Raw genomic sequence first — 12,586 nt, 5'->3', positions numbered from 1 at the left:
ACTGCCTTCGTGCCCAACCCGCATGGCAACGAGGGCCCAGAAGACATCTCGGTTAGCTTAGACGACAGGACGGCCATTTCTGCAAAAAGCTAAGGAGACGCTTAAAGGTCAAGCAGCAGCTTTGGGCAAGTAGCAGGCTGGCGTGGCTCAACTAAAGGAGCGTGGCTGTTGCAGAACCCGGCGCGCCATTATAGGTTTGTTTTCTACGGGCCGAACTGAGCGGGTGAGGCGGCTAAACCGACCTTTGACCCGCTTAAAATAGCGATTGGAGGGCGTTTTGGCGTTGCCCACCGGGTTCTGCAACCGCCACGGCAGGACAGGCAAACGAGGGTTGGATTGTTCCTGAAGCCGTTTAGGAATCCGCCTGACGGGTCTCCTGCTTCGACCAGCGGACGCCGGATGAAGCAGGCCGTTCCAACGTGTTTTATAGGGACTTCCTGAACCGCTGCTGCCTCCTTCTCCTACCAGCCAATGCCGTAATCTTCGCCGTGGTTGCTGGAGCCGCCCCAGAGGCTGCCGTGTTTCCAGTCAAAGTAAATGGCATTGATGGGGCCGCTGGTGCGGTCTTCGAAGCTTAAGGTGTAGCCCAGCTTTTTAAGCTCTTCCCGCACCTGTTCCGGGGTGCTTTTGTTGAGCAGAATCTGGCCGGGTTTGGGTTTGCGGTCGTCGGTTTTGGAGCCGCCCAGCGAGAGCCATAGCTGGTTGGTATTGAAGTTGGCGGCCTCGGAGGCTTGCTGCACGGTCATGCCAAACTCCACCACGTTCAGGAAAAACTGCAGCAGGTTCTGGTCCTGGGTGTCGCCGCCCTGCACGGCAAACGACAGAAAGGGCTTGCCGTCTTTCAGCGCCATGGAGGGCGTTAAGGTCACGCGGGGCCGTTTGCCGGGGGCCACCACGTTGAACGGGTTCAGGGTGGGGTCCAGCACAAAGCTTTGCATGCGCTGGCTCATGCCCACCCCGGTGTTGCCGGCAATACAGGCCGGCAGCCACCCGCCGCTGGGCGTAACCGACACCACCCAGCCTTCCTGGTCGGCGGCTTCCATGGTGGTGGTGCCCCGCCACAGGCGGTCCTGGTACTCGGCGGGGGCCGAGTGGTTGCCCACGTCGTGCTTGGGGGCGAAGTTTCGTTTGGTGGTATCCATCTCATACCCCCGGGCTTTGAGCAGCTTCAGGTACGGGTTTTTCCTGCCTTCAAACGGGTAGGGGTCGCCGGGGCCAATGCGGGGGTCGTTTTTCTGGTATTGAATCAGGCGGGCCCGCTGCCTGGCGTAGGCTTTGCTGAGCAGCCCTTTGATGGGTTCTTCGGGGGCGGCATGGGAATCGCCGTAGTAGAAGTCGCGGTCGGCAAACGAGAGGTTCATGGCCTGGTACACCGTATGAATGTACTTGGAGCTGTTGTAGCCCATGGCCTTCAGGTCGAAGTTTTCCAGAATGTTGAGCCCCTGCAGCATGGCGGGTCCCTGGGTCCACTGCTGCAATTTGTACACGTCGATGCCTTTGTAGTTGACCGTGAGCGGCTCCTCTTCCAGGGGTTTCCAACGGGCCAGGTCTTGCATAGTAATCAGGCCGCCCTGCTCCTTCGAGCCGCGGACAAATTCCTGGGCAATGTCGCCGGTATAAAACCGGTCGTAGGCGGCCATAATGGCCTCTTTTCGACTTTTACCTTGCTTGAGGGCTGCTTTTTCTGCGTCTACCAGTTTGGTCAGCGTTTGCAGCAGGTCTTGCTGCACAAAGATTTCACCGGCCTCGGGCGCTTCGCGGGGCTGGCCGGGGTGCGTCAGAAACAGTTTTTTGCTGTACGGCCATTGTTTTAGCAGTGCTTTGTTTTTCTCGATGCTGTTGGCCGTCTGTGCTTCGATGGGGTAGCCGGCGGCCATTTCCAGGGCCGGGGCCAGCACCTGCTCCAGGCTCAGGGTGCCGTAGTTGGCCAGCATGTGCATCAGGCCACCTGGGGTGCCGGGCGTGGTGGCGGCCAACGGGCCGTTCTCCGGCGGGAAATTGTAGCCCTTGTCTTTGAAGAACTTGGCCGTGGCCCCCGTCGGCGCCACGCCCATGGCATTGATGGCGATTACCTTTTTGGTTTTCGGGTTATAGATAAGCGCCTGGGTTTCCCCGCCCCAGCTCAACACATCCCACATGGTGCAGGTAGCGGCCAGCATGGCGCAGGCCGCGTCCACCGCGTTGCCGCCTTTTTGAAACGTCATGGCCCCGGCCGTCGCCGCCAGGGGTTTGCCGGTTATCGCCATCCAGTGCTTGCCGTGCAACGGTGGTTTCTGGGTCTGTTGGGCTATAGCGGGCAACGAAAAGACCAGTTGAGCCAGAAGTACATAGAGAAGTTTCATAACATGAACGTTGGTGAAGGGAAAGGAGAGGGTGTTCAGCACTTCATCGCTGGGGGTATTGTACGGAGCAATAAGACGACAAAAGCCAGAAAATGAAAGGCCGGCCACTTGTTCGACGTTCGTTTCAACGCGTACCGGCTGGTTTTGAAACGGTCGGGCCCGAAATTTGTGCGCTCAACCGCCGGGTGGTCGCGATAAAGTTCGGTGTCGACCAACATACCTGCTGCTTCTTCGCTGTTACGGGCCCGCGGGTTTGCAGCCCTATTCGCCGCACTGCCCAACCCCGCCCGGGGCACCACTACCATCACCGGAGCAACCCCGGGTAGCACGCTCACGATTCCTGATGGATTGAGCCGGGAACTGCTCACTGCCACGTCCGATGCCAAAGGCACGGCCCGTCTGGCCTTGCCCATCGGGCTGCCGGCAGGAGTTTACATAATGCGCCGTGACAGGCAGGTGAGCCGCCTTGCCGTGGAGCAGAGACTCCCTCCTTACCTCTTTTACACCATCACCAAAAAGCAGCAGCCCGGCGCGCCTCAGTTGAGCCGGAAGTTTTGCAGGTTTTTGGGCACCAGCGGATGCCGGGAGGAAAGCAGGGTGTACTGAATGGCCAGGGTAAAGGCCACGAGCACGGCAATGGTGAGGTTGCTGAGCAGCGTGGCGGTGCTTTCTGTTACCAGGGAGCGTTGCGAGAGCTGCTGCCCCACCCGCTGCTGAATCTGGTTGAGCTGGCTCAGGTCCGTGTGCACCAGCGCAAACTGCTGCGCGATGGCGGCCCCCGGCGCTTCGGCCGAAGAAGGCACTGCCTGGGCCAGCAGCTGCGCTTCCAAGGCATTGTAGCGGGCCAAGCGCGCCTGGAACGTGCGCAGCAGCTGCTTTTCATCGGCCACCAGGTACGTGGCCTCGTGCTGTTTGATGATGGCCTGCAGCTGCTGGTTGAGGGCAGCGAGCCGGGCGAGGGTGGGGCGCTGCCGGGCCACGGCCGGCGCGGCCAGATACTTTTCCAGGAGCTGCCGCTTGGCGTACATCAGGTCGTTGAGCTGAAACAAGCCCGTGGCCGGCACGAGCCGGTCCTGATACAGCGACGAAATCGAAGTCGTCATACTGCGCATCAGGCGCTTTTCTACCACGCTGCTGCCCACTACCGCCAGCATCACGAAGAGAAACAACAGCACCGGTTTCGCTTTAGAATGAATTCCAGACAGCAGGTTCATGGCGCAGGGCTAAGCTAAAAAGCGGAGAACTATTTCTTAGGACGGGGCAGGATAACTGGCTGAAAGTAAGAAAAAAGATAGGACGCGGGGGCACTGCCCCTCCCCTCTCTTTACAGAGGGTGGCCTAATGCCGGGGAATATGCTGCCGCCGGCCTGCCGTAACTTGCGGCCGCCCCAACCCTGCGCGCATGAAAATCCTCCTGGTTGAAGATGAGCCGCAAGTGGCCTCGTTCATCAAAAAAGGCTTCGAGCACGAAGGCTATGAGCTCACCATTGCCTACGACGGCCGCATGGGCTGGTCGCTCTACGAGCAGCAGCCCTACGACCTGGTGATTCTGGACGTGAACCTGCCCCACCTCAACGGCGTGGAGCTCTGCCGCCTCATTCGGGCGGGCCGGCGCCGGGTGCCGGTGCTGCTGCTCACGGCCCTCGACAGCCTGGCCGACAAAGAAGCCGGCTTCGAGGCCGGAGCCGACGACTACCTCGCCAAGCCCTTTGCCTTCCGGGAGCTGCTGCTGCGGGCCCGCGCCCTCACCACGCGCTACGCCGAAACCAGCACGCCGCAGCGCCTGAGCATGGCCGACCTCGAGCCTGAACCTGGACTCCAAAATCGTGACCCGCGCCGGGCAGCGCATCGACCTGACCACCGGGAGTACTCGCTGCTCGAGCACCTGCTGCTGCACCAGGGCCGCATCGTGTCGCGCGTCGATATTGCCGAGCGGGTATGGGAAGTTGATTTTGACACCACCACCAACGTCATCGACGTGTACGTGAGTTACCTGCGCAAGAAAATCGACCGGGACTTTTCGCCCAAGCTCATCCATACCGTGGTGGGCATGGGCTACGTGATGCGCGCCGACTGATGCTGATTCGCAACACGCTGCTGGTCCGCTTCACGCTGTTGGTGCTGAGCATCCAGGTCAGCTTCTCGCTGTTTGTGTACTCCTTCAACGCCAGTTTACGGGCCCAGCGCTTCGAGCACCGCCTGGCCAGCAGCGCCACGCTGGCCGGCCGCCTGCTGGTGCGCACCCACAAGCTCGAAACCGGCCAGGCTGGGCAGCCTGCACCGCAGCGACCTGCTGCTGCTGCCCGGCGAGCAAATCAGCGTGTACGACCCGAAGGGCGCCCTGCGCTACAGCAGCGCCGACGACATCGACCAGGCCGCCAACCGCGCCCTGCTGAGACGGGTGGTGCCCGGCCCGGCCACCAAGCTGCCCGGCCGCGGCAAGCTCGAAACGGTGGGGCTGGCCTACCGGGCCGGGCCGGCGGCGGACTACTACCGCATTATCGTGGCGGCCGAAGACCGCACGGGCTGGGCGCGGCTGCGGCAGCTGGGGCTGCTGCTGGCCCTGGGCAACGTGGGGGCGCTGGTGCTCACCATTCTGGCCGGCTGGTTTTGCGGGCTCGGCGCTGCGGCCGGTGGCGCGCATCAGCCACCAGGCGGGGCGCATTTCGGCCACCAACCTGGGCCGCCGCATATCGGAAGGCAACGGGCGCGACGAGCTGGCCCAGGCTCGCACGGGTGTTCAACGCCCTGCTGGCCGGGCTCGAACAGGCCTTTGAGGGGCAGAAAAGCTTTCTGGCGCACGCCTCTCACGAGCTGCGCACGCCCCTGACCACCCTCACCGGCACCCTGGAAACGGCCCTGGCCTACGACACCACCCTGCCCGAGGCCCGCCAGAGCCTGGCCCGCAGCCTCGACGCGGCCCGGCACCTGAGCGCCCTCACCAACGGCCTGCTGAGCCTGGCCCGCGCCGACGGCGCCCTGCCCGCCTTCGTGCCCGTGCGCCTCGACGAGTGCCTGAACCAGGCGCTGGCCTTTGCCCGCGCCAAATACCCCGGCCGTGAATGGCGGCTCTCCTTCGGCGACTTTCCCGCCGACACGGAAGACGACCTGTTTACGCTGCCCGGCAACGCCGAGCTGCTGACCACAGCCCTGTTCAACCTGCTCGACAACGCCGGCAAGTATTCCACGGGGCCGGTGCAAACCGAGCTGGCGTACGCCGACGCCACCACGCTGCGCGTGCGCGTAACCGACACCGGCGTTGGGCTGTCGGCGGAGGAGTTGAGCCGGATTTACGAGCCGCTGTACCGCACGGCCGGGGCCCTGGGCCACGCCGGCTACGGGCTGGGGCTGCCGCTCACCAAGCGCGTGGTGCAGCGCCACGGCGGGCAGCTCCAGTTTGAATCGGCCCCCGGCCAGGGCACTTCCGCCACCGTGCTGCTGCCGGTGGGGCCGGCGTAGCGGGGCGCAGAGATTACACCTCACCCCTGCCGGGCACGGCCCTCTCCGAGGGTGAGGGGGGCTACGGCAGCGCGAACGTAGCGCGGACTCTGTAGTCCGCGTCCCGACGGAATCCTGAGCGTTACCCAAATGGCGCGGAGACGCGGACTACAGAGTCCGCGATACAATCGTCCTGCTCCCCTCTCCCCGGCTTCGCGCATCAAGCGAACCGGGGTTGGGGGTGAGGCCAATCGGCCATAGCCACCTTGAAACTACTCTGGAACGCGTTTTAATCTATTCTAATACGCTTCTCATCTCGTTCTAACGTCGGGGCGGGTCCTTTGTGGAACATTCCATGTAAGCGGCTTTTTCGACTGTGCTCCTCCCTCCTGTTCCGCGGCCTACCAACGTCCTGGCCCTGCTCTTCGGCGGGGCGCTGGTGCTGTCGTTGGGCCTGAACAGCTGGCTGCTGGCCTCCTGGCCCGACGACCGGCCCACCGACGAGAGCACCGAGCCTGGCCGCCACCACCGCCGACCTCCACCTCACCCAGCGCCTGCTGGCCCACTGCCAGCACCACCAGCAGCGCCAGGACAGCCTGCTGCTGGCCTTGCGCACCCAAGCTTCCGGCCCGGTTGTGGCCGGCCAATAATGCCATCACCTCCTAAAAACATGATTCCCACACAAATGCCGACGCGCCCCCATTCACGCACCCGACTCCTCACACCAGCCCGGCGTCCCTGGCTGAGTGCGCTGGCCGGCCTGCTGGCCCTGGGGCTGGGCGGGTGCTCGGCCGATGGCAAGAGCCCCGAGAAGGCGCCGGCCCCGGACGTATTGCCCGTGGTGACGCTGAAAACCAGCGAGCGGGAGCTGTTCCACGACTACGTGGCCGACGTGCAGGCCGTGCGCAACGTGGAAGTGCGGGCGCAGGTAGCGGGCTTTCTGGAGGAGATTTTCGTGGACGAAGGCCGCCCCGTGAAGAAAGGCCAGCCCCTGTTCCGCATCAGCGCCAGCGCCTACCAGAACAAATTGAGCCAGGCCCGGGCCGCCGTGGCCAGTGCCCAAGCGTTGGCCGCCTCGGCGCGGCTGGAACAGGGCCGCGTGAAGCTGCTGGTGGAAAAAAACATCATCGCCAAAACCGAGCTGGCCCTGGCCACCAGCAAGTTGCAGGACGCCGACGCCCGCGTGGCCGACGCCCGCGCCGGCGAAGCAGCCGCCCGCACCAACCTGAGCTACACCCTGATACGCGCGCCGTTCGACGGCATCATCGACCGCATTCCCCTCAAGAAGGGCAGCGTGGTGGAGGAAGGCACCCTGCTCACCACCGTGTCGGACCTGCGGGAGGTGTACGCCTACTTCAACGTGGGCGAGGGCGAGTACCTGCAGTACGTGAAGGCGCGGCAGCAGAACCCCACGCACCACTCCGACTCGGTGCAAATGACGCTGGCCGACGGCTCCGTGTACCCGCAGGCGGGCCGCATCGAAACCACCGAAAGCGAGTTCAACCCCAACACCGGCTCGCTGGCATTCCGGGCGCGGTTTGCCAACCCGCAGCGCCTGCTCAAGCACGGCGCCTCGGGCCGCATCCGCCTCACCACCACGCTGCCCACAGCCCTGCTGCTCCCGCAAAAGGCCGTGTTCGAGATTCAGGACAAAAACTACGTGTACGTGGTGGACCAAGCCAACGCGGTGCACATACGCAGTTTCAAGCCCCTGGCCCGCACCGGCGACTTTTACGTGGTGCAGGATGGCCTGCGCCCCGGCGAGCGGGTGGTGTACGAGGGCGCGCCCGGCCTCAAAAACGGGCAGCGCATCGCCCCGCGCCCCGTGGCCGTGGATTCGCTCCTGGCGATGTAGTAGCGCGGACTTTTAATCCGCGCCGGAACAAGGCCCGAACTGCGCTAGCGGGGCGCGGACTCTCAGAGTCCACGCTACATGCCATTACAATCATAAACAGCTATATGCTCGCGGACTAAAAGTCCGCGCTACTTGCTTATGTTCAATATTTTCATCCGCCGGCCCATCCTTTCGCTGGTTATTTCGGTGTTTCTGGTGCTGCTGGGGGCCTTGGCGCTGTTCACGCTGCCCATCACGCAGTTTCCCGACATCGTGCCGCCTTCGGTGACGGTGACGGCCAAGTACACCGGCGCCAACGCCGAGGTGTGCGCCAAGGCGGTGGCCACGCCCCTGGAGCGCGCCATCAACGGCGTGCCGGGCATGACTTACATGAACTCGGTGAGCTCCAACAACGGCGTGACGCTCATCACCGTGTTTTTAAGGTGGGCACCGACCCCGACCTGGCCGCCGTGGGCGTGCAGAACCGCGTGACCACCATTCTCGACGAGCTGCCCGAGGAGGTCATCAAGGCCGGCGTGACCACGGAGAAGGAGGTAAACTCCATGCTGCTTTACCTCAACATCACCAGCGACGACAAGGCCGCCGGCGAGAAGTTCATCTACAACTTCGCCGACATCAACGTGCTGCAGGAGCTCAAGCGCATCGACGGCGTGGGCTTTGCCGAAATCATGGGCTCGCGCGAGTACTCCATGCGGGTGTGGCTCAAGCCCGACCGCATGGCGGCCTATGAGGTAGGCACCGACGAAATTGTGCAGGCCATCCGCGACCAGAACGTGGAGGCGGCCCCCGGCAAGTCGGGCGAAAGCTCGGGCGCCGACAAAACCCACCCCATGCAGTACGTGCTGCGCTACACCGGCAAGCTGTTTGAGCCCGACCAGTACCGCAACCTCGTGGTGCGGGCCAACGCCGACGGCTCGGTGCTGCGCCTGCGCGAGGTGGCCGACGTGGAGTTCGGCTCGCTCACCTACGGCATGTCGTCGAAGGAAAACGGGCAGCCCTCGGCGGCCATCATGCTCAAGCAGCGCCCGGGCTCCAACGCCTCCGACGTCATCGCCAACGTGAAAACGCGCATGGCCGAGCTGCAGGCCACCAGCTTCCCGCCCGGCATGAAGTACAGCATTGCCTACGACGTGTCGCGCTTTCTCGACGCCAGTATTCACGAGGTGCTGCGCACGCTGGTGGAGGCCTTTTTGCTGGTGTTCCTCATCGTGTACCTGTTTTTGCAGGACTGGCGCTCCACGCTCATTCCGGCGCTGGCTGTGCCGGTGGCCCTCATTGGCACGCTGTTTTTTATGCAGGTGCTGGGCTTCAGCATCAACCTGCTCACGCTCTTTGCGCTGGTGCTGGCCATCGGCATCGTGGTCGACAACGCCATTGTGGTGGTAGAGGCCGTGCACGCCAAGATGCAGGAAAAGCACCTGCCGGCACGGGCCGCCACCTTCGAGGCCATGGGCGAAATCAGCTCTTCGCTGGTGGCCATCACGCTGGTGATGTCGGCCGTATTCATCCCGGTTTCCTTCATGGATGGGCCGGTGGGCGTGTTCTACCGGCAGTTTTCACTCACGCTGGCCATCGCCATTGTCATTTCGGGCATCAACGCCGTGACCCTGACGCCGGCCCTGTGCGCGCTGCTGCTCAAGCACACGCCGGCCGAAGCGGGGCCAAGCCCAAGGGCCTGATGGGGCGGTTTTGCGGGCTTCAACCGGCGCTACGAAGCGCTGGCCGGGCGCTACCAAGGCCTGCTGTCGGCCGTGGCCGGGCGGCGCGTGGTGACGCTGGCAGTGCTGGCGGGCTTCTGCGTGGCCACCTGGGGCGTGAGCCGCGTGCTGCCCGCGGGCTTTATCCCGACCGAGGACCAGGGCATGGTGTACATCAACGTAACCACGCCGGCCGGCGCCACCGTGGAGCGCACCGAGGCCGTGCTAGCACAGGTGCAGCGCATTGCGCAGCAGCTCAAGCCCGTGGAATCGGTGTCGACCCTGGCCGGCTACAGCCTCGTGAACGAGGTGGCGGGCTCGAGCTACGGCATGGGCATGATTAACCTCAAGCCCTGGGACCAGCGTGCGCAGTCGGTGCCCGAGTTCATTGCCGAGCTGGAAGAGAAAACCAAGGGCATCGCCGACGCCGACATTCAGTTTCTGCCCCCGCCCACGGTGCCGGGCTTCGGCAACAGCAGCGGCTTCGAGCCTGCGCCTGCTGGATAAGTCGGGCACGGGCAACCTGCAGAAAACCGCCGAGGTGTCGCAAACCTTCCTCGCGGCGCTGCGCAAGGACCCGGCCATCGGCGGCGCCTTTACCAGCTTCGACCCCAACTTCCCGCAGTACCTCATCCACGTCGACCAGGACATGGCCGCCAAGAAAGGCGTGACCATTGATAGGGCCATGAGCACGCTGCAAACGCTGATGGGCAGCTACTACGCCAGCAACTTCATCCGCTTCGGGCAGATGTACAAGGTGATGGTGCAGGCCGGCCCCGAGTACCGCGGCCGCCCCGACGACCTGCTGGCTTTGCACGTGAAAAACGACCGGGGCGAGATGGTGCCCTACTCCACTTTCGTGAAGCTGGAGCGCGTGTTCGGCCCCGACCAGCTCACCCGCTACAACATGTACACCTCGGCCATGCTCAACGGCGACGCCGCCCCTGGCTACAGCTCCGGCGACGCCATCACGGCCATCGAGAAAGTGGCCGCCAAGGAGCTGCCGCGCGGCTACGCCTACGAGTGGAGCGGCATGACGCGCGAGCAAATCCTGAGCGGCGACCAAGCCCTGTACGTGTTCGGCGTGGTGCTCATCTTCGTGTACCTGCTGCTGGCGGCGCAGTACGAAAGCCTGCTGCTGCCGCTGCCCGTGCTGCTGAGCCTGCCCACCGGCATCTTCGGGGCCTTCCTCAGCCTCAAGCTGCTGGGCCTGGAAAACAACATCTACGCCCAGGTGGCGCTGGTAATGCTGGTGGGCTTGCTGGGCAAAAACGCCATCCTCATCATCGAGTTTGCCGAGCAGCGGCGCCGGGCCGGGGCCACCGTGCTGGCCGCAGCCGTGGAAGGAGCCGTGTCGCGCCTGCGCCCCATTCTGATGACCTCCTTCGCCTTCATCGCGGGCCTGATTCCGCTGGTGATTGCCAGCGGGGCCGGCGCCCTGGGCAACCGTTCCATCGGCACGGCAGCGGCGGGCGGCATGCTCATCGGCACGCTTTTCGGCATGGTGCTCATTCCCGGGCTGTATGTGCTGTTTGCCTCTTTCGAGAAGGTGAAAAATCTGGAGGATGATGAGCTGCCGGAAGCTAAAGAAGTGCGGGAGGCGGAGCTGGTGGCTTAACCTCACCCCCAGCCCCTCTCCAAAAGAGAGGGGAGACTGACGAAAATGTAGCGCGGACTTTCAGTCCGCGAATTGACCACTCAAAATGCCTCACTCGCGGACTGAAAGTCCGCGCTACACCTTGCGCCATCGTGGCTCCCCCTCTTTTTGGAGAGGGGGCCGGGGGTGAGGTTATCCGAAAGAGCAAACAACCCATGCGTTTTCTTCCCGCCCTCATTTTCAGTGTAACGCTCCTGGCCACCGGCTGCCGGGTAGCTGCGCCCGCCGACCCCACCGCCGGCCCTACCCTGCCCGCCGCCTTCACCAAAGCTGCGCCTGGGGCCGATACCCTCCATGCCGGGGCGCAGCCCTGGCGGCATTTTTCCAGGACCCCGCCCTTACGGCCCTCATCGACACGGCGCTGCGGCAAAACCTGGACCTGCAGGTGGCACTGCAGCGCGTGGAGGAGCCCGGGCGCAGTACCTTGCCCGGCAGGGGCGCTGCTGCCCACGGTATCCGGCGCCGCCTCGGCCGGGGGCGACCGCTACGGGCGCTACACCCTCAACGGCGTGGGCAACTACGACACCAACCTCTCGCCCAACATCGACGGGCAGCAGCGCATACCCGGCCCCGTGACGCCCGAGTTCTTTGTGGGTTTGCGCAGCTCCTGGGAAATTGACCTATGGGGCAAGCTGCGCAGCCGCCGCAAGGCGGCGTACCTGCGCGTGCTTTCCTCGGAGCAGGGCCGCAACCTGGTCACGACCACCGTGGTGGCCGAGGTGGCCCGGCTCTACTACCAGCTGCTAACGGCTGATAATCAGCTGGCCGTACTGGAGCGCAACACCGGCTTGCAGCGCGAGGCCCTGCGGCTGATGCGCATTCAGAAGCAGGCCGGCCGGGCCACTGAGCTGGCCGTGCAGCAGTTTGCCGCCCAGGTGGCACGCACCGAAAGCCTAGCCCACGAAGCCCGCCAGCAGGTAACGGAAGCCGAAACCGGCCTCAACCAGGCTGCTGGGGCGCTACGCCCGGCCCATCACGCGGGGCCTGCCGCTGCCGGGCCAGGTATTGCCCGAGCGCCTGCGGGTGGGTGTGCCCTCCAGCGCCCTGCTGCGCCGCCCCGACGTGCGCCAGGCCGAGCTGGAGCTGCAAGCCGCCCGCGCCGACGTGGACGCCGCCCGCGCCGCCTTCCTGCCCGCCCTCACCCTCACCCCCTACGCCGGGTTCAATTCCTATCGGGCCGGCGTGCTGTTCGACCCTTCGTCCTTGGCCTACGGGGCCCTGGCCGGTCTCACCGGCCCGCTGCTCAACCGCGCGCAGTTCAAGGCCGACTACCGCCAGGCCGTGGCCGGCAGCTACGAAACCTACTACCGCTACCAGCAGGCGCTGCAAACCGGCTTCCGGGAGGTGGTGACCGGCCTGCGCGGTCTGGAAAACTACCGCGCTGCCGCCGCCGCCCGCCAGCAGGAAGTGAACCTGCTCAGCCGGGCCGTGGCCACTTCCAACGAGCTGTACGTGGCCGGCTACGCGACTTATCTGGAAGTCATCACCGCCCAGCGCAGCGTGCTCGAAGCAGAGCTGAGTTTGGCCGAAACCCGCCACAATCAGCTGCTGCAAAGCGTGAACCTGTACCGCGCCCTTGGCGGCGGCTGGCAATAGC

Annotated in this window: 8 protein-coding genes and 3 pseudogenes; 8 read left to right on the top strand and 3 right to left on the bottom strand. The window is 64.4% G+C overall.

The window, feature by feature from the left end:
• Positions 1–461 precede the first annotated feature (461 nt).
• Both ACFQT0_RS09685 and ACFQT0_RS09680 read right to left on the bottom strand, forming a co-directional pair.
• Positions 462–2,342 carry a gamma-glutamyltransferase family protein gene (locus ACFQT0_RS09685; RefSeq protein WP_380202305.1) on the bottom strand — a complete coding sequence of 627 codons (1,881 nt, stop codon included), beginning with the start codon at positions 2,340–2,342 and terminating at the stop codon, positions 462–464.
• A 536-nt stretch (positions 2,343–2,878) separates the two neighbouring features.
• On the bottom strand, positions 2,879–3,556 hold the full coding sequence (locus ACFQT0_RS09680) for an MCP four helix bundle domain-containing protein (RefSeq protein ID WP_380202303.1): 678 nt from the start codon (positions 3,554–3,556) through the stop codon (positions 2,879–2,881).
• 188 nt (positions 3,557–3,744) lie between these two features.
• Here ACFQT0_RS09680 and ACFQT0_RS09675 point away from each other — a divergent pair.
• Positions 3,745–4,419, top strand: a pseudogene (locus ACFQT0_RS09675) (response regulator transcription factor).
• 84 nt (positions 4,420–4,503) lie between these two features.
• On the opposite strand, the gene ACFQT0_RS09670 reads toward ACFQT0_RS09675, so the two are convergent.
• Positions 4,504–4,986, bottom strand: coding sequence for a hypothetical protein (locus tag ACFQT0_RS09670; protein ID WP_380202301.1), 483 nt, complete (start codon positions 4,984–4,986; stop codon positions 4,504–4,506).
• On the opposite strand from ACFQT0_RS09670, the gene ACFQT0_RS09665 reads away from it, so the two are divergent.
• The 7 genes and pseudogenes from ACFQT0_RS09665 to ACFQT0_RS09635 all read left to right on the top strand — a co-directional run bounded on the left by ACFQT0_RS09665 (position 4,976) and on the right by ACFQT0_RS09635 (position 12,585).
• On the top strand, positions 4,976–5,119 hold the full coding sequence (locus ACFQT0_RS09665; protein ID WP_380202299.1) for a hypothetical protein: 144 nt from the start codon (positions 4,976–4,978) through the stop codon (positions 5,117–5,119). The genes ACFQT0_RS09670 and ACFQT0_RS09665 overlap by 11 nt on opposite strands.
• Entirely contained in the window at positions 5,079–5,801 is a 723-nt protein-coding gene (locus ACFQT0_RS09660; RefSeq protein WP_380202297.1) for a sensor histidine kinase, read from the top strand. The genes ACFQT0_RS09665 and ACFQT0_RS09660 overlap by 41 nt, the downstream gene beginning before the upstream one ends.
• A 355-nt stretch (positions 5,802–6,156) precedes the next feature.
• On the top strand, positions 6,157–7,635 hold the full coding sequence (locus tag ACFQT0_RS09655; RefSeq protein WP_380202295.1) for an efflux RND transporter periplasmic adaptor subunit: 1,479 nt from the start codon (positions 6,157–6,159) through the stop codon (positions 7,633–7,635).
• Between the two features lie 138 nt (positions 7,636–7,773).
• Positions 7,774–9,839: pseudogene (locus tag ACFQT0_RS09650) on the top strand (efflux RND transporter permease subunit).
• 34 nt (positions 9,840–9,873) lie between these two features.
• The gene (locus tag ACFQT0_RS09645) at positions 9,874–10,950 is read left to right on the top strand and encodes an efflux RND transporter permease subunit (protein WP_380202293.1); all 1,077 of its coding nucleotides are present in this window, start codon (positions 9,874–9,876) and stop codon (positions 10,948–10,950) included.
• 194 nt (positions 10,951–11,144) lie between these two features.
• Positions 11,145–11,885: pseudogene (locus ACFQT0_RS09640) on the top strand (TolC family protein); the annotation flags it as partial.
• Between the two features lie 109 nt (positions 11,886–11,994).
• On the top strand, positions 11,995–12,585 hold the full coding sequence (locus tag ACFQT0_RS09635; RefSeq protein WP_380202291.1) for a TolC family protein: 591 nt from the start codon (positions 11,995–11,997) through the stop codon (positions 12,583–12,585).
• The last annotated feature ends 1 nt before the right edge of the window (position 12,586 follow it).

This window comes from Hymenobacter humi (assembly GCF_042665855.1).
Classification (GTDB): Bacteria; Bacteroidota; Bacteroidia; order Cytophagales; family Hymenobacteraceae; genus Hymenobacter; species Hymenobacter humi.
The sequence above is the reverse complement of the archived record's forward strand: the minus strand, read 5'-3'. Positions and strand labels throughout refer to the sequence as shown.